The organism is Xanthomonas arboricola pv. guizotiae (assembly GCF_002940205.1).
Taxonomy (GTDB): domain Bacteria; phylum Pseudomonadota; class Gammaproteobacteria; order Xanthomonadales; family Xanthomonadaceae; genus Xanthomonas; species Xanthomonas arboricola_C.
In genome coordinates this window covers 60,422-84,550 of sequence record NZ_MDSK01000023.1, presented here as the reverse complement: position 1 = coordinate 84,550, position 24,129 = coordinate 60,422, and the positions used below count along the sequence as shown (strand labels likewise).

The following is a 24,129-nucleotide window of genomic DNA, read 5'->3' as shown; positions in this document are numbered from 1 at the left end:
ACTACGCCGACGGCGTGGCGCAGTACCGCGCCTTGCTGGAATCCGGCGTGGTCGCCGCGGGCGAGTTGCAACTGAGCATGGGCGTGGGCTTGACCGCCGCGCAGGCCGCTGCACTCACGCAGGACATCGTGTGGATGGTGGAGCAGGAGTACCAGGGCCAGAAGGTGCTGTGTCGACTCCCCGCAATTCAGTGCCAGCTAAAATTGGAGGCCAGTGTTTGATGCTGAGCGCCGAATCCGGCGGGTGTCGGTGACCCAGGTAGTCTGGCTGCCTTGCTGCCTTGCTGCCTGCGGTATGGCGGTGCGAACCCACGTTGGATTGGCTGAATTCGTAAGGTTCATCCGCGTAGTCACAGCTTGCACAGATGCTCTGCCACGCTGCGGAGCGCTTAAAACAATTCACGGCAGTCATGACGCAAGGTATTTCAAAAAAGTCGCAATGGTTCGGCCTCTTCGGCTGGCTGGTGCTGTGCTACGCCGTCGCCGGGCTTGGCGCCATGGCATCCATCCAGGCGGCCGGCTTTTACGCAGACCTTACGCGGCCGGCTTGGGCGCCGCCGGGGTGGTTGTTCGGGCCGGTGTGGACAGTGTTGTACGGAATGATGGCGGTGTCGGTCTGGTTGGTGTGGCGGCGCGGCAGCAGGGCGGGGACGCGTGCGGCGCTGGGCCTGTTCGTCTTGCAGCTGACGCTCAATGGTTTATGGAGCTGGCTGTTCTTTGCGTGGCAGATGGGGGCCAGGGCATTTGCCGACATCGTGGCGCTGTGGCTGGTGTTGGCCGCAACGATCGCCGTGTTCGCCAGGCGACAGGGGCTGGCAGCCTGGTTGTTGCTGCCGTATCTGGCATGGGTGAGCTTCGCGGCGGCGCTCAATTTTGCAGTCTGGCAACTCAATCCTCAGGTGCTTGGCTGATCTCCCTGCTGCGCTTGCTGACTTGCACCGTGGCGTGCACTGACCGTCGCGGCAATGGCGATCATCTACTGCTTGATGCGAAGCGACCTGTTGCTTGATGCGTAGCGACCCCGGCAGCGATGCGATGCATCCGTGCACAAGGGCTCCTCAGTCGCATCGCATCAGCCGAGTCGCACGACGGCAGCCATCCACGTTCAAAACCTGCGCAGCGCGGCCCGCCGAGGCGGCTCCAAAAGTTTCCATGGCAATCAATTGCTTGCGAGGGCGCCGCTTAAATCCCTGAACGGCAAGGTTTTCTGTCAGGTACGCGGAAGGTATCCATCAGCCTATTCACGCAATGCTTGACAGGCCTCGCCCGGGTGATGTCTTTTGCACACATGCCTAACGCCTCCGCCACCGCTTCGCTTACCTGTCAGCCGCAGCTGTGGCCGGGTGCGGGCGTGGCCGGCATTAGCACCACCATTACCACCGTCACCATTCGCCCGGTGCGGCCCGTCGTCTTCGCGTAACTTCCGAAAACAACGGCCCCGCACCCGGATCAGGATGCGGGGGCTTTCCTCCCTCATCTGATGCGGACGGGGCCTCCCTAACGAGGTCTGTCGATGTCATCGCCTGTTGTTTCGCTCGAACCCGCCGTTGTTGCCGCATCTTCCGCACGCACCGTCGTGCACAAATTCGGCGGTACCTCGGTGGCCGATGCCGAGCGCTACCGGCATGTGGCGCAGTTGTTGCTGGCACGCGACGAGTCGGTGCAGGTCACCGTGGTGTCGGCGATGAAGGGGGTGACCGATGCGTTGATCGCGCTGGCCGAACTGGCCGCGCAGAACCGCCCCGAATGGCGCGAGCGCTGGCATGAGACGCGGGCGCGCCATCGCGGTGCGGCGGTGGCCCTGCTGGGCGAGCATTCCGGGCCGACCGTCGAATGGCTGGACGAGCGCTTCGAGCATCTGTCGCAGATTCTCGGCGCCTTGGCGGTGATCGGCGAGCTGCCGCGCGAGGTGCTCGACCGCGTGCAAGGCCTGGGCGAGGTGTATTCGGCGCAATTGCTCGGCGACCATTTCCGTGCGCTTGGCGAGGATTGCGCGGTGCTGGATGCGCGCGATGTGCTGGTGGTCAACCGCGGCGAACTCGGTGTCGATGTGGACTGGGACACTAGCGCGCAGCGGCTTGCGACCTGGCGCCAGGCGCATCCGCAGACACGAGTGGTGGTCACCGGCTTCGTTGCGCGCGACCGCGCCGATCGCATCACCACGTTAGGGCGCAATGGCAGCGATTATTCCGGCGCGATCTTCGCGGCCTTGTTCGATGCCGATGAGCTGCATATCTGGACCGACGTGGATGGCGTGCTCTCGGCCGACCCGCGCGTGGTGCCCGAAGCGGTGCAGCTGGAAACGCTGAGCTACGACGAGGCCTGCGAGCTGGCCTATTTCGGCGCCAAGGTGGTGCACCCGCAGACCATGTCGCCGGCGATCGAGCGCGGCTTGCCGATCATCATCCGCAATACCTTCCAGCCGGAACATCCGGGTACGCGCATCACCGCCAGCAGCGCGGTGAGCGGGCCGATCAAGGGGCTGACTCTGAGCCCGGATCTGGCCGTGCTCAACCTGGAAGGCACCGGCCTGATCGGCGTGCCGGGCACCGCCGAGCGCGTGTTCGCGGCGCTGCGCACGGCGCAGGTGTCGGTGGTGATGATCTCGCAAGGTTCTTCCGAGCATTCGATCTGTTGCGTGGTCAAGCAGCATGAATCCGAGCGCGCACGCAATGCCTTGCTGCAGGCCTTTGCGCATGAACTTACGGTCGGTCAGGTGCAGCGTGTGCAGCTGACCACCGGCATCAGTGTGCTCGCCGCAGTGGGCGATGGCATGGCCGGGCAGCCAGGCGTGGCGGCGCGGCTGTTCGAAGCGTTGGGGCGTGCGCAGGTCAATATCCTGGCAATTGCGCAGGGCTCGTCGGAGCGCAACATCTCGGTGGCCATCGATGCGGCGCATGCCACCAAGGCCTTGCGCGCGGCGCATGCCGGCTTCTGGCTGTCGCCGCAGACGTTCTCGGTCGGCGTGATCGGGCCAGGCAATGTCGGCGCGGCGTTGCTGGACCAGCTGCGCATTGCGCAGCCGCAATTGCTGGGCAAGGCCAACCTGGACCTGCGCCTGCGCGCGGTGGTCTCGCGCGGCCGCATGCTGCTCGACGAGCGCGGCCTGGTCGGCAACTGGCGCGATGCCTTCGCCTCCGCAGCCACCGCGACCGATCTGGAACGTTTCACTGCCCACCTGTTATCCGCGCATCTGCCGCATACGGTGATCATCGATTGCAGCGGCAGCGCGGAAGTGGCCGATCGCTATGCGGACTGGTTGGCCGCCGGCATCCATGTGGTGACGCCGAACAAGCAGGCTGGCTCCGGCCCGTTGCAGCGCTATCAGGCGATCCGTGCGGCGGCCGATGCCAGCGGCGCGCGCTTCCGTTACGAAGCCACCGTGGGCGCCGGCTTGCCGGTGATCACCACGCTGCGCGATCTGGTCGATACCGGCGATGCAGTGACCTCGATCGAGGGCATCTTTTCCGGCACGTTGGCCTGGCTGTTCAACAAGTACGACGGCAGCGTGCCGTTCGCCGAACTGGTGACGCAGGCGCGCGGCATGGGCTATACCGAACCGGATCCGCGCGACGATCTGTCCGGCGTGGATGTGGCGCGCAAGCTGGTGATCCTGGCGCGCGAAGCCGGGCGCGAGATCAGCCTGGAAGATGTGCAGGTCGAGAGCCTGGTGCCTGAAGCACTGCGCCAGGCCAGCGTGGACGATTTCATGGCGCGCCTGCATGAGGTGGATGCGACGTTTGCGCAGCGCCTGGCCGACGCACGTGCACGCGGCAATGTGCTGCGCTATGTCGCGCAGCTGCCGCCGGATCGCGCACCGAGCGTCGGCCTGGTCGAACTACCGGCCGATCATGCGTTCGCCAACCTGCGCCTGACCGACAACGTGGTGCAGTTCACCACGCGTCGCTACTGCGAAAACCCGTTGGTGGTGCAAGGCCCGGGCGCTGGCCCGGAAGTCACCGCAGCCGGCGTGTTTGCCGATCTGCTGCGGGTGGCGGCGGGCGAGGGGGCACGCTTGTGAATCAGGCGGTTGCAGACCAGTCTGCGGAGATGCAACAGGTGGCGATTGCTGCGCGCGAGCTTGGCCAGGCACGCGCCTTCGCACCGGCCTCGGTGGCGAATGTGGCGGTGGGATTCGATCTGCTCGGCTATCCCATCGACGGCGTCGGCGACACCGTCACGGTGCGGCGCATCGATGCGCCACTGGTGCGCATCGCCGCCATCCGCGGCACCACCGTGGCCTTGCCGCTGGATGCCGAACGCAACACTGCGGGTGCGGCCTTGATGTCGTTGCGCGCGGCGCTGGCGCTGCCGTTCGGCTTTGAAATCGAAATCGACAAAGGCATCGCCCTGAGTTCGGGCATGGGCGGCTCGGCAGCGTCATGCGTGGCGGCGTTGGTTGCCGCCAACGCGCTGCTGGATGCGCCGCTGAGTCACGAGCAGTTGTATCAGCACGCACTCGATGGCGAGGCGGTGGCCAGTGGTAGCCGCCACGGCGACAATCTTGGGCCGCTGTTTTTAGGCGGCCTGGTGTTGTGCACGTTGGAGCGGCTGGTGCCGATCAGCGTGCCGGCCGCGTGGCACAGCCTGCTGGTGCATCCGGATGCGGTACTGGAAACCCGCCGCGCGCGCGAAGCCCTGGCCGGCGACTATCAGCTGCGCGAGTTCGTCGCGCAGAGCACCAACCTGGCCTTGGTACTGGCCGGCTGCCATGCCGGCGATGCGGGGCTGGTGCGGGCGGGACTGCGCGATGTGCTGGTCGAACCACGCCGCGCGCCCTTGATCGCGGGCTTTGCCGCTGCCAAGCAGGCCGCGCTGGAGCACGATGCCCTGGGTGCCAGCATCTCCGGCGCCGGCCCCAGTGTGTTCGCCTGGTTCGCATCGCGCGCGACCGCCGACGCTGCCGCCGCAGCGGTCAAGGCCGCCTTCGCAGGCGTCGGCCTGGACAGCCAGCACTGGGTGTCTCCGATCGCCAGCCCGGCCGCGCGGTTGCTCGCATGAGCCATCGCGCGCATCTCGGTGTCGATCGATCGCCCGCGCACGGCGGGCAGGCCGTGCAGCGCGCAAGGCACGCTTCAACCGACCACGACCTCGCTGATCTGCATCACCGGCGCAAGATCGGTGTAGTTGGCGATATCGGCCAGGATCTCCTCGGCATGCGGCCCAAAACTGGCGCCGAAGGCCTCCACCGACTCGCAGAAGATATGGCACATGCCGATGTAGGCCGGGGGGCTGCCCGGCTCGCCGCCGCTGATGCCCTTGTCCACCGTATAGCGCAGGCAGGCCGCGCCCATCCGCGCGCTCACCAGTGGCATGTGCGCGTCGCGGTAGTAGGCATGGTCGAAGCGCGCGCCTTCGCGGTACGGGTACATCACGCTGACCTTGATCATCTGCCGGCTCCACTGGAAGGTGCGCGCAGCATAGCGCCGCGTCGCCCTTGGCTGGCGCCGCCGCGGCGCGGCGCGGCCATGCCGCAGTGTCCGGCCTTCTCATTCACGGGCAACGCCCCGTCTTCGCATTGTCTGGAGTCGTCACCATGAACTTCCTCTCCACCCGTGGCGGCGCGCCCGCCGCAAGCCTGAGCCAGGCGATTGCTGCCGGCCTGGCGCCCGATGCCGGCCTGTACGTGCCGCAGAGCCTGCCACCGGCACGCACGCTGACGGCCGGCGGCACGTTGGCCGACACCGCCGCCACGTTGCTGCAGCCGTTCTTCGACGGCGATGCGCTGGCGGCCGAGCTGCCGGCCATCTGTGCCGAAGCGTTCGACTTCCCGGCGCCGCTGGTGGCCCTGGGCACGCCCGGCGATTACGCGCTGGAGCTGTTCCATGGCCCGACCGCCGCGTTCAAGGATTTCGGCGCGCGCTTTCTTGCCGCCTGCCTGACCCGCCTGCGCCGTGCCGAAGACCGCCCGCTCACCATCCTGGTCGCCACCTCCGGCGACACCGGCGCTGCGGTGGCCGCGGCATTCCACCGCCAGCCGGGTCTGCGCGTGGTGGTGCTGTATCCGGACGGGCGCGTCTCGCCGCGCCAGGCGCATCAGCTGGGCTGCTTCGGCGACAACATCCAGGCCCTGCGTGTGGCTGGCTCGTTCGACGACTGCCAGGCGATGGTCAAGCAGGCCTTGAACGATGCCGACCTGCAGGCGCAGCTGCCGCTGAGTTCTGCCAACAGCATCAGCCTGGGCCGCTTGCTGCCGCAGATGAGCTATTACGCGCACGCCGCCCTGCAGCACCATGCCAGGGCGGGGGCGGCGCTGAATCTGGTGGTGCCCACCGGCAACCTGGGCAACGGGCTGGCGGCGATCCTGGCGCGCGCGCTCGGTGTGCCGCTGGGCCGTATCGCGTTGGCGTCCAATGCCAATCATGTGTTGCCGGATTATTTTGCCGGCGACGACTACGCGCCGCAGCCCAGCATCGCCACGCTGGCCAATGCGATGGACGTGGGTGCGCCGAGCAACTTCGAACGGCTGCGCTGGCTCTACCAGGGCGACGATGCGACGCTGCGCGAGGCCTTCCGTGCGCTCTCGGTGGACGATGCCGCGATCCGCCACACCGTGCAGCAGCGCTTTGCGCGCTATGGCGAAGTGCATTGCCCGCATACCGCCACCGCCGTGCATGTGCTGGAGCAGCTGCGCGCAGAAGGGGCCGAGGGCGGCACCGGCGACTGGGCGGTGGCGGCCACCGCACATCCGGCCAAGTTCGAGGGCGTGGTCGAGCCGCTGATCGGGCGTGAGGTGGAGGTGCCGCCGGCACTGGCCGCGCTGCTGCAGCGTCCTGCGCATGCCGAAACGCTGGCGCCGGACTACGCGGCGTTCCGGCAGCGCCTGCTTGCGGATGCGGCCTGACCGAACGCGTTCAGCCTGCCGGGGTTGGAAAGTGCCGCACATGCGGCTATTTGTAGGGGCTGCGGTTCCGCCATGGCGCCGCCTCCGACGTGGGTCGTTGCATGTCTTATCGAGTGATCGCCGTTGCCGCCGCGTTGTGCGGGTGGGCAGCGGCTGGAATGGCCAGAGCGGCCGATGCCATTTCCGCCGCGCCGTTGCCGGGGCTGGGCGCACCGCGTATCGGTCTGGTCGATGCACTGGCGCGGCAGGCGCCGTCGCTGGATCGCCAGGTGCTGGCCCTGGCGGCCGAGGCGCTGCAATGCGCGCGGCAGCGCCAGCAGGTGGGCGCCGAACGCGTGCTCAGCGTCATCGACTACAGCAGGCCGTCGACCGAGCGCCGGCTGTGGGTGTTCGATCTGGAGCGGCAGCGGCTGCTGTTCCGGGAATGGGTGGCGCACGGGCGCAATACCGGCAACAACCTGGCGGCCAAGTTTTCCAACGACGACGGCAGTTTCCAGTCCAGCCTGGGCGCGTTCACCGCGCAGGAGTCGTATACCGGCCACAACGGCTATTCGCTACGGCTGAAAGGCCTGGAGCCCGGATTCAACGACCATGCGCGCGACCGCGCGATCGTGATCCATGGCGCGCCGTATGTCAGCGAGGCGGTGATCCGCACGCAGGGCCGGCTCGGCCGCAGCCTGGGCTGCCCGGCGGTGCGTCCGGCGGTGGCCAGACAGTTGATCGATACCTTGCGTGAGGGCGCCTTCGTATTCGCCTACTACCCGGACCGGGCCTGGCTGCGGCAATCGCGGTTGCTGGGCGGCGGCTGCGGCGCGTCGGTGGCGAGCGCGAATCTGGGCGGTCGCTGAGTCGTTGTAGGCGGCGCGGGCGGTGACGATCGCGCGAGCGGCCTGGAGTGCCGGCATCGCGTTCGAATCTGCGGGTCAGTCACGCGCGGCGATGCTTGCTGTCTGCGCGACGCGCAAAGCGTGGCCGGTGATCTGGTGCAGAGGGGCGCGCAAAGATCCGCAATCTTGGTGATGCCAGCATCCGCACCACTTGCGCCTATGGGCGCTCGCGCTCGCTGGTCGCATCGGTCCTGCGAGCTGGCACGTTTCAGACGGTATCGCCCGCCAGGCTGCGCAGCGCCGCGTAATCCAGGATCTGCACCAGATGCAGCTGCGGCAGCGCGATCAGCTGCTGTTGCCGCAGCTTGGTGAAGGTGCGGCTCACCGTTTCCACGGTCAGCCCGAGGTGGTCGGCGATATCGCTGCGGCTCATCGGCAGGGCGACGGTGTCGCCGCTGGCGCCGGGCTGGGTGGAGCGGGCGGCCAGTCGCAGCAGGAAGTGCGCCAGCCGTTCGCCCGGTTGCAGGCGTGCCAGCAGCAGGCCGGTGTCCTGCGCGGCGGCCAGCTCCATGCTGGCACGCTGCAGCAGCTTGCGTTCCAGCTGCGGGTAGCGCTCGCGCAACTGGCGCATCTGCGCCAGCGGCGTGCGGCAGACCCGGCTGTCGATGATGGCTTCGATATCGTGGCGGTGCTGCGGGGTTTCGGTCAGCCCCACGTAATCGCCCGGCAGCACGAAGCCGGTGACCTGGCGGCGGCCGTCGGCCAGCGTGCGCACCATGCGCAGCGCACCGGAGGTCAGCGTATAGACGTGGTGGCGGGTGTCACCGGCGCGCACCAGGGTGCTGCCGGGCGCGTAGGACTGGGCGCTGGTGGTCTGGTCGAGTGCGTCCATTTCCTGCGGCGACAGCGCCGCGCAGATGGCCCGGCCGCGGACCGCACACTGTGCGCAGTCGGAACCGCGCGCATCGGTGCGCGCGGCCGCGCCGGGCGCCGGGCAGGTCGTGCTGGGGTCTGGAAGCTGCCGGTACATGAGTCACGCACTGCTGGAATGCGTGTGAATGATACGCCATGCGGTCACCGCGGCCGGCAGCCGGTAGAATTGCGCGTTCGCCACATTGCCCTGCAGGAGTTTCGCTCGTGATCAAGCCCCGTACGCCGCCTGGCATCATGGAATTGCTGCCGCGCGAGCAGATCGCGTTCCAGCGCATGCTGGACGTCATCCGCCGCAACTACGAGCGGTTCGGGTTCCTGCCGGTTGAAACCCCGGTGTTCGAGCTGTCCGACGTGTTGCTGACCAAGTCCGGCGGCGAGACCGAGCGCCAGGTGTATTTCGTGCAGTCCACCGGCGCGCTGGCCAATGCGGCCGCGGCGGCAGACGAGGGCGGCGAGGGCGGCCTGCCGGAGCTGGCGCTGCGTTTCGACCTGACCGTGCCGCTGGCCCGCTATGTGGCCGAACACGAGCACGACTTGAGCTTCCCGTTCCGCCGCTACCAGATGCAGCGCGTGTATCGCGGCGAGCGTGCCCAGCGCGGACGGTTCCGCGAGTTCTACCAGTGCGACATCGACGTGATCGGCAAGGATGCGTTGAGCATCCGCTACGACGCCGAAGTGCTGGCGGTGATCCACGCGGTGTTCGCCGAACTGGGCATCGGCGCGTTCAAGGTGCAGTTGAACAACCGCAAGCTGTTGCGCGGCGTCTTCGAAAGCCTGGGCGTGGCCGAAGGCGAGTTGCAGCTGGCGGTGTTGCGCGAGGTCGACAAGATCGACAAGCGCGGCGCCGATTACGTGCGCGACACGCTGGTGGGCGACGGCTTCGGCATCGCCGCCGCGCAGGTCGACAAGATCCTGGCCTTCGTGGCGGTGCGCTCGAACGGGCATGCCGATGCGCTGGCACAGCTGCAGGCGCTGGAAGCCTCTGCCGGCGCGAGCGCGACGCTGGGCGAGGGCATCGCCGAGTTGCGCGAAGTGCTGGAACTGGTCAAGGCGCTGGGCGTGCCAGAGAGCGCGTACTGCCTGAACTTCTCGATCGCGCGCGGGCTGGACTACTACACCGGCACCGTCTACGAGACCACGCTGACCGACCACCCGCAGATCGGCTCGATCTGCTCGGGCGGCCGTTACGAAAGCCTGGCCAGCCACTACACCAAGTCCAAGTTGCCCGGCGTGGGCATCTCGATCGGCCTGACCCGGCTGTTCTGGCAGCTGCGCGAGGCCGGCCTGATCCAGGGCATCGCCGAGAGCAGCGTGCACGCGATGGTGGCGCTGATGGACGAGTCGCGCCTGGACGATGCGCTGGATATCGCGCGCCGGTTGCGCATCGGCGGCATCAATACCGAAGTGCAGATGGAGCCGAAGAAGATCGGCAAGCAGTTCCAGTACGCCGCACGCGCGGGCATCCGCTTCGTGGTGCTGGCTGGCGACGACGAGCTGGCGCGTGGGGTAGTGGCGGTCAAGGACCTGGTGCGCGAGCAGCAATTCGATGTGGCTCGCGACGAGCTGGCCAGCACGCTGCAGGTTGAACTGGAGCAAGCCAAGGTGATGCCGTAAGGCGAGGTGGTCGTTACTGGTTTTCGATTACCGGCGCACGCACTTCAGTATGTGAAGCGACGGGTGGTGCTGCGCGAGGTCTCGCCCCCATCCGCCCTCCGGGCACCTTCCCCCGCAGGCGGGGAAGGGTGGCGGGTGTCCTCCGCGCCGGAGACGCCTTGTTTTGCTCCCTTCTCCCGTCAACGGGAGAAAGTGGCGCGCAGCGCCGGATGAGGGCAGCTCTGGGGCTTCCTGCAGCTCAGCTAAGAATCGGCGTGCAACGCTTCACCCAGGCGGTGTTGCGGGTTTGCGAGTGGCGGGGCGTGCAATCCGCATTTGATGCGGTGGATGTGAAGCGGTGAATGGTGCCGCACGAGACTTCGCCTCCGTCCGCCCTCCGGTCACCTTCCCCTCGCAGGCGGGGGAAGGACCTCTTGTTGGGTTCGCAGTGCAGTGAGTCGAGAGCAGGCGAGCGCAAAGCGCATGACTAGACGCCAACCGAGCTGTCCTGACGTCACCGCCCGAGCAGGTGACAAACGCCACCGTTTGCGTTAATGTACTAACACGCTATTACATTAATGCAATGAAACAAAGACCTGCCACCCGCGAAAGTGCCGATGCCGCCGCCTCCCTCAAGATGCTGGCCGATGCGCTGGCATGCCTGAAGGAACCCGGCGCGGTCGAGGCCTTTCTGCGCGATCTGTGCACGCCCGCCGAGCTGGAAGCCATGTCCGACCGCTGGCGGGTGGTGCCGTTGTTGATCAAGGGCGTGCCGTATCGCGAAATCCACGAACTGACCCAGGTCAGCGTGACCACCATCGGGCGCGTTGCGCGCACCCTGGAACATGGTGCCGGCGGCTATGCCGAGGCCCTGCGCGAGCAATCGTCGCGCCCTGTCGAATCCCACTGAGAGAACAAGATGAGTGCTTCCACGGCAGCACCGGCACGTGACCGGTTGCGTATCGCCATCCAGAAGAGCGGCCGCCTGGCCGAACCGGCGCGCAGCCTGCTGGCAGCCTGCGGGCTGAGCTGGCGGCAGAGCCGCGACAAGCTGTTCTGCTATGGCGAATCGCTGCCGGTGGACCTGCTGCTGGTGCGCGACGACGATATCCCCGGCCTGATCGCCGATGGCGTCTGCGATCTGGGCATCGTCGGCCAGAACGAACTCGAAGAGCAGGCATCCGAGCGCCGCCGCAACGGCCTGCCGGCCGCGTATCACGCGGTGCGCGGGGTCGGTTTCGGCCAGTGCCGGTTGATGCTCGCAGTGCCGGAAGAGTGGGACTGGCGGGGCGTGGCGCAACTGGCCGGCAAGCGCATCGCCACCAGCTACCCGGCGATCCTGGCCGACTGGCTGGAGCGCCAGGGCATCGATGCGACGGTGGTGGAATTGTCCGGCTCGGTGGAGATCGCCCCGCGCCTGGGCACTGCCGATCTGATCTGCGATCTGGTTTCCAGCGGCGCCACCCTGGCCGCCAACCAGCTCAAGCCGGTCGAACTGGTGATGGAGAGCGAAGCGGTGCTGGCCGGTGCGGTGCGCGAGCCGGCCGACGCACGCGCCGCGCTGCTGGCGATGCTGCTGCGGCGCATGGACGGCGTGCTCAAGCTGCGCGACAGCAAGCTGCTGATGTTCCGCGCCGAACACGGCAACGTGGATGCGCTGCGCCGTCTGCTGCCCGATGCCGAGCCGCTGGTGCAACTGCCCGACGATGGCAACGGCGCGTTGCGCCTGCAGACCATGTGTCATGGCGCGGTGACCTGGCAACGCTTGGAAGAACTCGAACGCGCAGGTGCGCAAGGTTTGATGGTGTTGACGGTGGAGCGCTCGCTGGCATGAAGATTCTCGATTGGTCGCAACTGGACGCCGCTGCGCGGACGCAGGCATTGACCCGCCCGGTGCAGACCGTGGCCACGCAGACGCGCGACGCGGTGGCTGCATTGATTGCCGATGTGCGCGCACGCGGCGATGCCGCCTTGCGCGAGATCACCGCGCGTTTCGATGGCGTGGCGCTGGACAGCTTCGCCGTGAGCGAGGCCGAATTCGCCGCCGCGCAAGCGGCGGTGGCGCCGGAACTGCGTCAGGCCATGCAGGATGCGGTGGCGCGCATCGACAGCTTCCACCGCGCCGGCATGAGCGACGGCTATGCGGTGGAAACCGCGCCAGGCGTGGTGTGCGAAAAGATCGTGCGGCCGATCGGCCGGGTCGGCCTGTACGTGCCGGCCGGCAGTGCGCCGTTGCCGTCGACCGCGTTGATGTTGGGTGTGCCGGCCCGTCTGGCCGGATGCCGCGAGGTGGTGTTGTGCACGCCGCCGCGCAAGGACGGCAGCGTGGACCCGGCGGTGCTGGTCGCCGCGCAGCTGACCGGCGTGCGCCGGGTGTTCAAGCTCGGCGGTGCGCAGGCGATTGCGGCAATGGCGTATGGCAGCGAATCGGTGCCGAGTTGCGACAAGCTGTTCGGCCCCGGCAACAGCTTCGTCACCGAGGCCAAGCAGCAGGTGGCGCAGTCCGGCGCGGCGGCGATCGACATGCCGGCCGGCCCGTCCGAAGTGCTGGTGATCGCCGATGCCGGTGCGCAGCCGGCCTTCGTTGCCGCCGATCTGCTGTCGCAGGCCGAACACGGCCCGGACTCGCAGGTGCTGCTGCTGTCCGACAGCGATGCGCTGATCGCGGCGGTGCAGGTGGAACTCGATGCCCAGCTGGCGCAACTGTCGCGTGCCGGGATCGCAGGCCAGGCGCTGGCGCAATCGCGCCTGATCAAGGTGCAGACCCTGGACGAGGCGTTTGCGATCAGCAACCGCTATGCACCGGAACATTTGATTCTCGCGCTGCGCGAGCCGCGTGCGTGGCTGAGCCAGGTCGAAGCGGCCGGCTCGGTGTTTCTCGGCGATTACACGCCCGAAGCGTTGGGCGATTACTGCAGCGGCACCAACCACGTGTTGCCGACCAGCGGCGCGGCGCGCGCCTACAGCGGCGTGAGCGTGGCCAGCTTCCAGAACATGGTCAGCGTGCAGGCCGCCAGCAAGGCCGGCATCGACGGCATCGGCGCATGCGCGCTGATTCTGGCGCGCGCCGAAGGCCTGGATGCGCACGCCAATGCAGTGGCATTGCGCATGGGAGTGGCAGCATGAGCACGTCATCGATTCTGGAACTGGTACGCGAGGACCTGCGTGCGTTCGCCGGCTATTCGTCGGCGCGCACCAGCGCCTTGCAGGGCGATGTGTGGCTCAACGCCAACGAGTCGGCCTGGGGCAATCCGGCCGACCCGGGCGCGAGCACGCGGCGCTACCCGGATCCGCAACCCAAGGGCCTGCGTGCCGCCCTGGCGGGGTTGTACGGCTGCACGTCCGAGCAGCTGTTGATCGGCCGCGGCAGCGACGAGGCGATCGATCTGCTGGTGCGCGGTCTGTGCGTCCCCGGGCGCGATGCGGTGGTGGTGACGCCACCGGTGTTCGGCATGTACGCGGTGTGCGCGCGCCTGCAGAACGCGCCCCTGGTCGACGTGCCGCTGGTGGACGGCCCTGCGGGTTTCCACGCGGATATCCCGGCGATTGTCGCGGCAGCGCTGGCCTCGCGGGCCAAGCTGGTGTTCCTGTGTTCGCCGTCCAACCCGGCCGGCTCCGCGATTGCCCTGGACGCGATCGAAACCGCGGTGCAGGCCCTGCAGGGCAAGGCGCTGGTGGTGGTCGACGAGGCCTACGGCGAATTCTCCGATGTGCCGTCGGCTGTGAGCCTGCTGGCGCGCTACGACAATCTGGCGGTGTTGCGCACGCTGTCCAAGGCGCATGCGCTGGCAGCGGCGCGCATCGGCAGCCTGATCGCCAACGCCGAGCTGATCGCCCTGCTGCGGCGCTGCCAGGCGCCGTACCCGGTGCCGACCCCGTGTGCGGCAATGGCCGAGCAGGCCTTGTCGGCGCCTGCGCTGCAGGTCACGCGTCGGCGCATCGCCGAGGTGCGCAGCGAGCGCAAACGCGTGCACCAGGCGCTCGAGCAGCTGGCCGGTGTGCGTCAGGTGTATCCCTCGCAGGGCAACTTCTTGCTGGTGCGCTTCGACGATGCAGAGGCGGCCTTCCAGGCGCTGCTGGAGGCCGGGGTGGTGGTACGCGACCAACGCGCGGTTGCGCAGCTGTCCGACGCGCTGCGCATCACCCTGGGCACGCCCGAACAGAACGAGCGCGTGCTGAGCGCGCTGCAACGCACGCAGGAGGCCGTCGCATGACCCCGATTCTTTTCGTCGACCGCGACGGCACGCTGATCACCGAGCCGGCCGATTACCAGATCGACGCCTACGAAAAACTGCGCCTGGTCGACAACGTGATTCCGGCGATGCTCAAGTTGCGCGATGCCGGCTATCAGTTCGTCATTGTCAGCAACCAGGACGGGCTGGGCAGCGACAGCTATCCGCGCGCGTCCTTCGATGGCCCCAACAACCTGATGCTGCAGATCTTCGCCAGCCAGGGCATCGTGTTCCGCGAGGTGTTGATCGACTGCAGCTGGCCGGCCGACAACGCGCCCACGCGCAAACCCGGCGTCGGCCTGATGGTGCCTTACCTGCAGGACCGCAGCATCGACTGGGCACGCTCGGCAATGGTGGGCGACCGCGTCACCGACATCCAGTTCGCGCAGAACCTCAATATCCGCGGCTTCCAGCTGCGCACCGACGAGTTCGGTGGCGAGTGGGACTGGCCCGGCATCGCCCACGAGCTGGCCGATGCGCCAAGGCGCGCGGTGGTTCAACGCAACACCAGGGAGACCAAAATCCGCGTCGAACTGGATCTGGACCGTGTGGCCGAGCCGAACACCGCCACCGGCCTGCCGTTCTTCGATCACATGCTGGAACAGATCGGCAAGCACGGCGGTTTTGCGCTGGACATCCGCGCCGAAGGCGACCTGCATATCGACGAGCACCACACCATCGAAGATACTGGCTTGGCCCTGGGCCAGGCCTTGCGCGAAGCGCTGGGCGACAAGCGCGGCATCGGCCGTTACGGGTTCGATCCGGAAAGCGGCCCATGGCAAGTTGCCGGCGCCACCGCGCAGCATGGCTTCACGTTGCCGATGGACGAAACCATCGCCAGTGCTGCGCTGGATTTCAGCGGCCGGCCGTATTTCGTGTTCGACGGCGAGTTCAAGCGCGAGCGCGTCGGCGACATGCCGACCGAGCTGGTGCCGCATTTCTTCCGCTCGATCTGCGATGCGTCCGGCTTGAATCTGCATCTGAGCGTGCGCGGGGAGAACGATCACCACAAGGTGGAAGCCTGCTTCAAGGCCCTGGCACGTGCGCTGCGCCAGGCGATCCGTCGCGAAGGCACGGCGTTGCCCACCACCAAGGGTGCGCTATGACCGATGTCGCGTTGATCGATGCCGGCGGCGCCAATCTGGGCTCGGTGCGTTACGCGTTGGAGCGGCTGGGCGTGGAAGCGCGCCTGGTACGCGATGCCGCAGGGTTGCAGGGCGCGCAGCGGGTGATCCTGCCTGGCGTCGGCGCTGCGCCCGAGGCGATGTCGCGCCTGCGCGCACAGGGCCTGGTCGAGCCGTTGCGACAACTGCAGGTGCCGCTGATCGGCATCTGCTTAGGGATGCAGTTGCTGTTCGAGCGTTCCGAAGAAGGCGATGTCGATTGCCTGGGCTTGCTGCCGGGCATCGTGCGTCACATGACGCCGGCGCTCGGCATTCGCGTGCCGCATATGGGCTGGAATCAGCTGGTGCCGATGCGCGCGTCCGCGCTGCTGGACGGCCTGCCGGAGCGTGCCAGTGCGTATTTCGTGCATGGGTATGCCGCGCCGGTGACGGCCGACACCGTGGCCGCCTGCGATCACGGCGGCCTGTTCACGGCGGTGGTGCAGCAAGGCCTGCGCTGCGGCGCGCAGTTTCACCCCGAGCGTTCGGCCGAGACCGGTGCACGCATCCTGCGCAATTTTCTTGAGATGAGCTTCCCATGAGTTTCACCGTTTACCCGGCGCTGGATATCCGCAACGGCCGCGTGGTGCGCCTGCTGCAAGGCGACTACGCACGCGAGACGCAGTACGGCGACGATGTGCTGCCGCGCGCGCAGGCGCTTGCCGATGCCGGCGCGCAATGGATGCATCTGGTCGATCTGGATGCGGCAAAGGCCGGTGGTTACACATTGGCCAGCACACTGGGCGAGATCGCAGGTGCCACCGGCTTGCGGGTGCAGACCGGCGGTGGCGTGCGCTCGCGCGAGGATGTGGCGCGCATCCTTGATGCCGGCGCCGCACGCGTGGTGATCGGCTCGTTGGCGGTGCGCCAGGCCGGGACCGTCATCGAATGGCTGCAGGAATTCGGCGCCGATCGGCTGACCATCGCGCTGGACACGCGTCAGGACGCGGACGGCGTATGGCAGTTGCCGGTGCATGGCTGGACCGAAGCCGCCGAGGCCACGTTGGATCAGCTGGCCGTGCGTTACGCGCAGGCCGGCCTGCAGCATCTGCTGTGCACCGACATCGCGCGCGACGGCATGCTGTCCGGCCCGAACATGGATTTGTACGCGCACCTGCGCACGCTGGCGCCGCAGTTACAGGTGCAGGTGTCCGGCGGTGCGCGCAACCTGGCCGATGTCGCGGCCGCCAAGGCTGCCGGCTGCGCCGGCATCGTGCTCGGCAAGGCCTTGCTGGAAGGGCATCTGGCATTGAAGGAGGCACTGGCATGCTGAGCCGCCGCATCATTCCGTGCCTGGACGTGCGCGACGGGCGCGTGGTCAAGGGCGTCAAGTTCCGCGACCACATCGACATGGGCGACATCGTCGAACTGGCGCTGCGCTACCGCGACCAGGGCGCAGACGAACTGGTGTTCTACGACATCGGTGCCAGCCCGGAAGGGCGCTCGGTCGACTACACCTGGGTCGAGCGGGTGGCGCGGCTGATCGATATCCCGTTCTGCGTGGCCGGCGGCATCGGTAATGTCGAAACCGCGCGCGCGGTGCTGCATGCCGGTGCCGACAAGATTTCGATCAACTCGCCGGCGCTCGGCAGGCCGCAGTTGATCTCCGAGCTGGCCGATGCCTTCGGCGTGCAGTGCGTGGTGGTCGGTGTCGACTCGATTCGTGAGGACGATGGGCAGTGGAGGGTGCGTCGCTATACCGGCGACCCGAGCAAGACCCAGGCCTTGCCGATGCGCACGCTGGACTGGGTGGCCGAAGCGCAGCGCCTGGGTGCGGGCGAGATCGTGCTCAACTGCATGGACAACGACGGCGTGCGGCGCGGCTACGACATCGCGCAGCTGCGTCAGGTGCGCGCGTTGTGCCGCGTGCCGTTGATCGCCTCCGGCGGTGCTGGCGAGATGCAGCATTTTGCCGATGTGTTCGACCAGGCCGATGTCGATGGCGCGCTGGCGGCAAGCGTGTTTCACAGCGGCGCGATTCCGATCCCGGCACTCAAGCAATTCCTGCGCGCGCAACAGATCGAGGTACGTGATGGGCAGTAACGAGATGACAGCGGGCGACGCGTTGGCCGCGCTGGACTGGAGCAAGGGCGAGGGCCTGTTGCCGGTGGTCGTGCAGGACGCCGACAACCTGCGCGTGCTGATGCTGGGCTACATGAATGCCGAAGCGCTGGCGGTGACGCAGCAGGGTGGCGAAGTGACCTTCTTCAGCCGCAGCAAGCAGCGCCTGTGGACCAAGGGCGAGAGCTCGGGCAACGTGTTGCGGGTGGTGTCGATCGAGACCGATTGCGACGCCGACACGCTGCTGGTGCAGGCGCGTCCGCACGGGCCGACCTGCCATCTGGGCCGCACCAGCTGTTTTCCGGGCGCGCCCGGCCAGTTCCTCGGCAGCCTGGACGCCTTGATCGCCTCGCGCGAGCAGGAACGCCCGCACGGCAGCTACACCACCAAGCTGTTCGAGCAGGGCATCCGCCGCATCGCGCAGAAGGTGGGCGAGGAGGGCGTGGAAACCGCACTGGCCGGCGTGGTGCAGGGCGATGCCGAGTTGCTCGGCGAGTCGGCCGACCTGCTGTATCACCTGATCGTGCTGCTGCGCGCGCGTGGCCTGGGCCTGGACGATGCGGTGGCGTTGCTGGAGTCGCGGCACAGATAACGCGGTCGCGTAGGAGCGCACCTGGGCGCGACGCGTTATCGGTAGGCCCGTCGCGCCCGGGTGCGCTCCTACGGGATGTGGCGGCGTGTCTTTGTGGCGATGGCGGGTACACTTTCCGCTGATCTTCGCGCAGGAAAACCCATGCAGCTCCGCTTCGCTCTGTTGGCTCTGGGTGTGCTCGCGGGGAGCGCGTACGCGCGCGATGCCGTGGTCGATGGCACCGTCTACGAAGAACGCGACGGGCGTGCCGGGCGCAGCGCCGATGAGCCAGGCATTGCCGATGTAGTGGTCTCCAACGGCGAGCAGCTGGTACGTACCGATGCGCAAGGCCACTACCGCCTGCCGGTGCGCGACGGGCAGACGGTGTTCGTGATCAAGCCGGGCGAGCGCAGCTTCGTGCCAGCCGCCGACGGACTGCCGGGTTTCTGGCGTCACTACGCGCCCGAGGGCTCGGCAAAGCGCAACTACCCAGGCATCGCCGCGACCGGGCGCAATACGCAGCACTGGGATTTTGCGCTGACCCCGCGCGCCAGTGCCGGCAAGCAGGGCTTCCAGATGCTGGTGTTTGCCGACAGCCAGACCGCCAGCCTGACCGACGTGGGCTACTACCAGCGCGATATCGTGGCACCGATCGTCGGCAAGACCTCGGCCAGGCTGGGCACCACGCTGGGCGATATCGTCAGCGACGATCTGAGCCTGTACCCGGCCTTGAACAAGGTCACCACCCAGCTGGGCGTGCCGTGGTTCCATGTGCCGGGCAATCACGATCTCGACGTCGACGCCGGCGACGATGCGCATTCGCTCGACAGCTGGCGTGCCGTCTACGGCCCGGACACCTATGCGGTGGAAGAGGCCAATGCCAGCTTCGTGTTCCTGGACGATGTGATCTATACGCCAGGCGGCAAACCGGCCTATGTGGGCGGCCTGCGCGAGGACCAGTTCGCATTCCTGCAGGCCTATCTGGCGCAGCTGCCGCGCGAGCGGCTGCTGGTGCTGGGCATGCATATTCCGTTGTTCGACGCGGCGCCGGGGCAGGAGACCTTCCGGCATGCCGATCGTCGCCGCCTGTTCGCCTTGTTGAAGGATTTTCCGCATGTGCTGGTGCTCAGCGCACACAGTCATACCCAGCGACAGGTCGATCACGGCGCCGACGAAGGCTGGCAGGGCGCCCGCCCGCTGCACGAATACAACGTCGGCGCGGCCTGCGGTGCGTTCTGGTCCGGTGCCAAGGATGCCGCTGGCATTCCCGACGCGACGATGAGCGACGGCACGCCGAACGGCTACGCGGTGCTGCAGGTCGCGCCCGGCGGCGACTACACGCTGGCCTATCACGTCGCGCGCTCGGTCGATGACGCGCAACTGCTGCTGCACGCGCCCAAGGTGCTGCGCCAGGGTGCGTATGCGGCCTGGGGGATCTACGCCAATGTCTTCATGGGCCAGGACGACACCCTCGTCGAGATGCGTATCGACAATGGCGCATGGCAGCCGATGAAGCGGGTGGAGCGCGCCGATCCGCGCCTGCTGGCCGAGAACGTGCGCGACGATGCGGCCGAGCAATTGCGCGGCTACGACCGCTCGCCCGAGGCCACGCCGTCCACGCATCTATGGCGCGGTGCGTTGCCGACCACGCTGGAGGTGGGCGAGCACGCGGTGGACGTGCGCGCATCGCTGCCAACGGGGCAGTACAGCGCACGCACGGTGTATCGCTTGCAGCGCGCCGATCCTTGAGGAGGAGGAGGCGTGTGTGGGGCGAGGGGTCTGGTGTGGAGCCCGTCGCGCATCAATGCGCTCCTACGGTGGTGGGTTGTTGGTTCGTTGACGCTTGAACCCTATCGCCGGAAACACAAACGCCTCCACGAGGGAGGCGTTTTGGGATCCGCGCTGGCAGGCGATGGCGCGCTGGCGGGGATCGATGCTGGCTGGCGTGAGCTGGCTGGCCGGGCGAGTGTAGCGAGGCTGCGCCAGCGCTGACGAAACGAGAATTAGTCTCAGCACGCCGGGGCCGTCAAGGCGTCGCTGGTGCCGGCACGGGCGACGGTTTGCGCGGGCTGGCCGGTGCGGCCGGCACCTTGGCCTCGGTCGGATTGTCCACCGGCTTCGTCTCGGACTCAGCTTGCGGATCCTGGCCCTGCCCGGCATCCGGAGCGGTCTCCAGCGGCGGATACGGGTAGGCCACGGCCGCGCCTGCGTGCAGTCCCGCACGCCAGCGTGCCAGCACCGGCGCGATGCGCCTGCCGAGCGACTGCTGCGGCAACGACGGCAGTTCGCCTTCCTGCTGCTCGCGCGCGGTGATCGCCGTCCTGGCCATATCGAACGCGGCCAGCGGGTCGTCGCTGCGGTTCATCGCATCGATCAGCCAGGCCTGGCCGAAGTAGGTTGCATTGGAGGTGTTGCCGCAGCCGAACGAGGGCCGGTCGGCGCGCGCGGCGGCGAGGATCAGCGTGTCGGGCGAACGCAGCGCCGGAATGAAGCCGCCCGAATAGCACGCCGACAGCACGATGATGCGATTGCCGATGCCGGCATCGTCCAAAGCCTGGCGCAGATCCTGCGGGCTGATGAAGTCTTCCTCGTTCTGGTCCACCTGCACGTACAGCGTGTGGTCTTCGGTGCCGTGGGTGGTGACGAACAGCAGCAGCGCGTCTTGCTTGCGATCCATGCGCTTGCCGATTGCGGCGAGCGTGTCGTACAGGTTGTCGTAGGTCGCCAGCGGTGCGTATGGCCGCTCGCCCAGATTGTCGGGGTTGTTGACCAGGGTGACCACGCGGCCGCGCGCAGCGAAGCGTTGTTCGAACAGCTGCCTGAGGTAGAGCGTCTCGTTGCGAAACACATCGTCGCTGGCATCGCCGGCGAAGCCGATCACATACAGGTCGGTCACCCCAGGACGCTGCGGCTGCAGTGCGTTCAATGCCTGCGCAAGCGCCGCCTGGTCGACCGGGTCCACCTCATCCTTGCCTGCCGCCGCCTGGTTCGGCAGTGCGGCACCGGCATCGGGATGACAGCCGGCCATCAACGCCACGATGAGGATCAACAAGGAGAGTCGCCGCAGCAAGGCGTTCGGTCCGAAGGTAGGATGCAGCGACATGAAGAACGCCGAGGTCTGGGAACGGGTGGAGCGCCTGGGCGCAGTGATCGCAACGCAGGCCATGACGTTGCACAACGGTCATCGATCCGCTTCAAGCACATCTTGCAGAACACGTTGCCTGCAGCAGGCCTGCCAAGTCTCGCCACTGCGCATTGGCAAGGTCGGCTGAGCCACGCCTGCAACAGCGCCGCGGGCCTGCCGTCAGGCGGGTGCGCACGGCGCGCTTGAACCGCAATGCATCAGGAGCGCATGCAACGCGGAGTAACGACTGCGCTCACCCGAGGATGAGCGCAGCGGGCTTGCCGATCGCGCTTACAGCGCCAGCTCGGTGAAACTTTCCACGCGCTGGTGGCTGCCGATCTCGTCGGCCGAGCGTGGGGTGGGGTAATCCTCGCGACGGTCCAGCAACGCGGTACGCATGCCGGCACGCTTGGCGGCGTCCAGCTCTTCGATCACGTCCGACAGGAACAGGATTTCGCCCGGCGGCACGCCGATGCGTTCGGCGATGCGGCGGTAGCTGGCGCTCTCGCGCTTGGGGCCGACCTCGGTATCGAACCAGTCGCTGATCAGCCCGCTCAGGTCGCCGGCATCGCTATGGGCGAAGAACAGCTTCTGCGCCGGCACCGAGCCGGACGAATACACGTACAGCGGAATGCCGGCCGCATGCCAGGCCTGCAGCTGGATCGCCGCATCGGCATAGATGTGCGCGGTGAAGTCGGCGGTCTTGTAGCCCTCGCTCCAGATCATCCCCTGCAGCGCCTTGAGTGCGGTGTGCTTGCGATCCTCGTCGATCCAGGTCTGCAGGGTGCTGACCAGGACTTCGTCCGGCACGTCCTCGCCGATCTCGTCGGCCACCTGGTTGAGCCAGTGCCGCACCTGCGGGTGACCGCCGTGCTCCTGCACGTAAGCCGGCATGGCGCGGCGCGCATACGGAAACAACACGTCCTTGACGAACGAGATGCTGCTGGTGGTGCCTTCGATATCGGTGAGGATCGCTTGCGGTCGTGTCATCGTCAGCTGGCCTTTGGAGGTTTCTCGGGGGCGTAGCGGGGGAATTGTTGGGCGATTTCGGTGCCGGTGAAGTGGCCGACCCAGCCATCGGGCTCGGTGAAGAAGCGGATCGCCACGAAGTGCGGCTCCGGCCCCATGTCGAACCAGTGCAGGGTGCTGTCGGGCACGGCGATCAGGTCGTCCTTCACGCATTCGATCTCGTAGACCTTGTTGTCCACGTGCAGCGTGAACTGGCCCGAGCCGGCGACGAAGAAGCGCACCTCGTCTTCCTTGTGGAAGTGCTCGTCCAGGAACTTGGCGCGCATTTCCTCGCGCTTGGGATTGTCCGGCGCGATGCTGACCACGTCGACGGTCTTCAGCCCGCGCTCGGCGCTGAGCCGCTCGATATCCTCGCGGTAGGCTGCCATCACCTGCTCGGGTGATGCGCCCGGCTCGATCGGCTGATTGGCCTTCCAGCGCTCGAAGGTCACGCCGATCTTGCTCAGCTCGGCGGCAATCTGCTCGCCGTCGCGGCTATCGAGCTGCGGCAGGTTGGGATCGGAATCGTTGTAGATGCGAAGTCGGCTCATGGCGATCTGGCTCACAGAGGAAAGGGGGAGGTGACGAGGACTCAGCGCCGGCCGCGCAGCTTCAGCAGCTCGAGCTCGCAATGCAGCAGGAATTCGAAGGCCTCCAGGTGACGGCGCGCCTCGGCCATGTTGCGGCCCCACGCATACAGACCGTGTCCTTCGATGAGATACCCCCACAGGCTCTGTTTGTCCAGCAGGGCCTCGACCTGCGCGGCCAGCACCTGCATGTCCTGTGTATTGGCGAACACCGGCACGTTCACTGCCGTTTCATGGGTGGTGTTGCCCTCGAAGGCTTTCAACAGCTCATAGCCTTCCAGACGGATCACGCCGCTGCCGGCGTACAGCCGCGAGGCAATGGTCTGCACCGGCGAATGCGTGTGCAGCACGCAGCCGATCTCGGGGAAGCGGCGATACAGCTGGGTATGCAGCAGCGTCTCCGCAGACGGGCGCAACGGGCGACCGACCGCCAGGCCGTGGAAGTCCACCACCATGATGTCTTCTTCGACCAGGCGGCCCTTGTCGCGGCCGGACACGGTGATCGCCGCGTGCTGTTCGTCCAGGCGATGGGAGAAATTGCTGCTGGTGGCCGGCGTCCAGCCGGCCTGGGCCAGCTCGCGGATATTGCCGATCAGCAGGTGCGCCAGCTCGTGCAGACGCGCGGCGCTATAGGGCAGGGGGGCAGTGGTCGCATTCATGGACCTATTCTACTGCCCCGCCGGATCACGGTCAGGTGCAGCGCAGCAGGGTTTTGTTCCTGCTAGGCCCGTACCCAGAGCGGCCTATTAAACGTGAGGAGCGCGCGCCTGGCAGTGAGCGCGGTGGTTCGTCAGTCGTCTGTTGTTGGATGCAGTCAGAAGCCCAGGTCAAATGCCTGGTCGGTCGAGCGCGCGGTGCCTTCACCGCCCGCGGGACACGCCGCAAGTACGTCCATGTAGGCTCGGTGGCGGCATCCATGCCGCCACACGGTCCCGCAATCGGCGAGGCCACCGCACCAGAGAGTGAATCGGTGGTCGTGTGAAAGCTGCTTGTTGCTCGGGTTGAATCTGGAAGCTGATCGGAAGCGATGCGATCCGAGAAACACACCGCATGCTCTGCTCGCAACCCTGCTTACCGACTATCTCGACAGGTCCTTGCCCGCCCACCGTCGCGGGACCTTACGCGGCATGGATGCCGCGTAAGAGCCTACACGGACGTACTTGCGGCGTGTCCTGCGATGGTGGGCG

The 24,129-nt window shown here is 67.2% G+C and carries 23 protein-coding genes and 1 pseudogene; 18 read left to right on the top strand and 6 right to left on the bottom strand.

The window, feature by feature from the left end; genetic code table 11:
• The 4 genes and pseudogenes from XarbCFBP7408_RS14620 to XarbCFBP7408_RS14600 all read left to right on the top strand — a co-directional run.
• Window positions 1–221, top strand: a pseudogene (locus tag XarbCFBP7408_RS14620) (hypothetical protein); the annotation flags it as partial.
• A gap of 188 nt (window positions 222–409) precedes the next feature.
• A complete protein-coding gene (locus XarbCFBP7408_RS14615; protein ID WP_104563578.1) occupies window positions 410–910 on the top strand; it encodes a TspO/MBR family protein in 501 nt (166 codons plus the stop codon).
• Window positions 911–1,512: 602 nt separating this feature from the next.
• Window positions 1,513–4,020, top strand: coding sequence for a bifunctional aspartate kinase/homoserine dehydrogenase I (gene thrA, locus XarbCFBP7408_RS14605; RefSeq protein WP_104563576.1), 2,508 nt, complete (start codon window positions 1,513–1,515; stop codon window positions 4,018–4,020).
• Between the two features lie 29 nt (window positions 4,021–4,049).
• On the top strand, window positions 4,050–5,000 hold the full coding sequence (locus XarbCFBP7408_RS14600; RefSeq protein WP_104563575.1) for a homoserine kinase: 951 nt from the start codon (window positions 4,050–4,052) through the stop codon (window positions 4,998–5,000).
• Between the two features lie 74 nt (window positions 5,001–5,074).
• Here XarbCFBP7408_RS14600 and XarbCFBP7408_RS14595 read toward each other — a convergent pair whose 3' ends face one another.
• The gene (locus tag XarbCFBP7408_RS14595) at window positions 5,075–5,389 is read right to left on the bottom strand and encodes an EthD family reductase (RefSeq protein WP_104563574.1); all 315 of its coding nucleotides are present in this window, start codon (window positions 5,387–5,389) and stop codon (window positions 5,075–5,077) included.
• Window positions 5,390–5,535: 146 nt separating this feature from the next.
• Between XarbCFBP7408_RS14595 and thrC the strand changes: the two genes are divergently transcribed.
• Both thrC and XarbCFBP7408_RS14585 read left to right on the top strand, forming a co-directional pair.
• Window positions 5,536–6,843, top strand: a complete 1,308-nt coding sequence (thrC, locus tag XarbCFBP7408_RS14590) for a threonine synthase (RefSeq protein WP_104563573.1) — start codon at window positions 5,536–5,538, stop codon at window positions 6,841–6,843.
• A gap of 101 nt (window positions 6,844–6,944) precedes the next feature.
• Window positions 6,945–7,691 (top strand): murein L,D-transpeptidase catalytic domain family protein, encoded by a 747-nt coding sequence (locus tag XarbCFBP7408_RS14585; protein WP_104563572.1) that lies wholly within the window; start codon window positions 6,945–6,947, stop codon window positions 7,689–7,691.
• Window positions 7,692–7,938: 247 nt separating this feature from the next.
• Here the strand turns inward: XarbCFBP7408_RS14585 and XarbCFBP7408_RS14580 are convergent, their stop codons facing one another.
• The gene (locus XarbCFBP7408_RS14580; RefSeq protein ID WP_181106886.1) at window positions 7,939–8,562 is read right to left on the bottom strand and encodes a Crp/Fnr family transcriptional regulator; all 624 of its coding nucleotides are present in this window, start codon (window positions 8,560–8,562) and stop codon (window positions 7,939–7,941) included.
• Window positions 8,563–8,807: 245 nt separating this feature from the next.
• Here XarbCFBP7408_RS14580 and hisS point away from each other — a divergent pair, with 245 nt between their 5' ends.
• From hisS to XarbCFBP7408_RS14525, 11 genes are all read left to right on the top strand, one after another.
• Entirely contained in the window at window positions 8,808–10,217 is a 1,410-nt protein-coding gene (gene hisS / locus XarbCFBP7408_RS14575) for a histidine--tRNA ligase (RefSeq protein ID WP_104563570.1), read from the top strand.
• A 562-nt stretch (window positions 10,218–10,779) separates the two neighbouring features.
• Window positions 10,780–11,106 (top strand): YerC/YecD family TrpR-related protein, encoded by a 327-nt coding sequence (locus XarbCFBP7408_RS14570; RefSeq protein WP_104563569.1) that lies wholly within the window; start codon window positions 10,780–10,782, stop codon window positions 11,104–11,106.
• Window positions 11,107–11,115: 9 nt separating this feature from the next.
• Window positions 11,116–12,030, top strand: coding sequence for an ATP phosphoribosyltransferase (hisG, locus tag XarbCFBP7408_RS14565; RefSeq protein ID WP_104563568.1), 915 nt, complete (start codon window positions 11,116–11,118; stop codon window positions 12,028–12,030).
• On the top strand, window positions 12,027–13,322 hold the full coding sequence (hisD, locus tag XarbCFBP7408_RS14560) for a histidinol dehydrogenase (protein WP_104563567.1): 1,296 nt from the start codon (window positions 12,027–12,029) through the stop codon (window positions 13,320–13,322). Before hisG ends, hisD begins: the two co-directional genes overlap by 4 nt.
• On the top strand, window positions 13,319–14,410 hold the full coding sequence (hisC, locus tag XarbCFBP7408_RS14555; protein WP_104563566.1) for a histidinol-phosphate transaminase: 1,092 nt from the start codon (window positions 13,319–13,321) through the stop codon (window positions 14,408–14,410). The genes hisD and hisC overlap by 4 nt, the downstream gene beginning before the upstream one ends.
• Window positions 14,407–15,534 carry a bifunctional histidinol-phosphatase/imidazoleglycerol-phosphate dehydratase HisB gene (hisB, locus tag XarbCFBP7408_RS14550; protein ID WP_104563565.1) on the top strand — a complete coding sequence of 376 codons (1,128 nt, stop codon included), beginning with the start codon at window positions 14,407–14,409 and terminating at the stop codon, window positions 15,532–15,534. Before hisC ends, hisB begins: the two co-directional genes overlap by 4 nt.
• Window positions 15,531–16,133 carry an imidazole glycerol phosphate synthase subunit HisH gene (gene hisH, locus XarbCFBP7408_RS14545; RefSeq protein ID WP_104563564.1) on the top strand — a complete coding sequence of 201 codons (603 nt, stop codon included), beginning with the start codon at window positions 15,531–15,533 and terminating at the stop codon, window positions 16,131–16,133. The genes hisB and hisH overlap by 4 nt, the downstream gene beginning before the upstream one ends.
• On the top strand, window positions 16,130–16,864 hold the full coding sequence (gene hisA / locus XarbCFBP7408_RS14540; protein ID WP_104563563.1) for a 1-(5-phosphoribosyl)-5-[(5-phosphoribosylamino)methylideneamino]imidazole-4-carboxamide isomerase: 735 nt from the start codon (window positions 16,130–16,132) through the stop codon (window positions 16,862–16,864). The genes hisH and hisA overlap by 4 nt, the downstream gene beginning before the upstream one ends.
• Entirely contained in the window at window positions 16,858–17,634 is a 777-nt protein-coding gene (gene hisF, locus XarbCFBP7408_RS14535) for an imidazole glycerol phosphate synthase subunit HisF (RefSeq protein ID WP_104563562.1), read from the top strand. Before hisA ends, hisF begins: the two co-directional genes overlap by 7 nt.
• On the top strand, window positions 17,624–18,244 hold the full coding sequence (gene hisIE, locus XarbCFBP7408_RS14530; RefSeq protein WP_104563561.1) for a bifunctional phosphoribosyl-AMP cyclohydrolase/phosphoribosyl-ATP diphosphatase HisIE: 621 nt from the start codon (window positions 17,624–17,626) through the stop codon (window positions 18,242–18,244). Before hisF ends, hisIE begins: the two co-directional genes overlap by 11 nt.
• A 141-nt stretch (window positions 18,245–18,385) precedes the next feature.
• Window positions 18,386–19,972, top strand: coding sequence for a calcineurin-like phosphoesterase C-terminal domain-containing protein (locus XarbCFBP7408_RS14525; protein WP_104563560.1), 1,587 nt, complete (start codon window positions 18,386–18,388; stop codon window positions 19,970–19,972).
• Between the two features lie 277 nt (window positions 19,973–20,249).
• Here XarbCFBP7408_RS14525 and XarbCFBP7408_RS14520 read toward each other — a convergent pair whose 3' ends face one another.
• Window positions 20,250–21,326 (bottom strand): C13 family peptidase, encoded by a 1,077-nt coding sequence (locus XarbCFBP7408_RS14520; RefSeq protein ID WP_104563582.1) that lies wholly within the window; start codon window positions 21,324–21,326, stop codon window positions 20,250–20,252.
• Here XarbCFBP7408_RS14520 and XarbCFBP7408_RS22795 point away from each other — a divergent pair.
• Window positions 21,325–21,495: a hypothetical protein gene (locus XarbCFBP7408_RS22795; protein ID WP_181106884.1), complete on the top strand. Its 171-nt coding sequence runs from the start codon at window positions 21,325–21,327 to the stop codon at window positions 21,493–21,495. The two genes, XarbCFBP7408_RS14520 and XarbCFBP7408_RS22795, sit on opposite strands and share 2 nt — an antisense overlap.
• A 143-nt stretch (window positions 21,496–21,638) precedes the next feature.
• Here the strand turns inward: XarbCFBP7408_RS22795 and mtnC are convergent, their stop codons facing one another.
• The 3 genes from mtnC to XarbCFBP7408_RS14505 are packed head-to-tail and all read right to left on the bottom strand — an operon-like array spanning window position 21,639 to window position 23,601.
• Window positions 21,639–22,337 carry an acireductone synthase gene (mtnC, locus tag XarbCFBP7408_RS14515; protein WP_104563559.1) on the bottom strand — a complete coding sequence of 233 codons (699 nt, stop codon included), beginning with the start codon at window positions 22,335–22,337 and terminating at the stop codon, window positions 21,639–21,641.
• Between the two features lie 2 nt (window positions 22,338–22,339).
• Window positions 22,340–22,906, bottom strand: coding sequence for a 1,2-dihydroxy-3-keto-5-methylthiopentene dioxygenase (locus XarbCFBP7408_RS14510; protein ID WP_024937737.1), 567 nt, complete (start codon window positions 22,904–22,906; stop codon window positions 22,340–22,342).
• Window positions 22,907–22,947: 41 nt separating this feature from the next.
• Window positions 22,948–23,601, bottom strand: a complete 654-nt coding sequence (locus XarbCFBP7408_RS14505; protein WP_104563558.1) for a methylthioribulose 1-phosphate dehydratase — start codon at window positions 23,599–23,601, stop codon at window positions 22,948–22,950.
• Window positions 23,602–24,129: the final 528 nt, after the last annotated feature.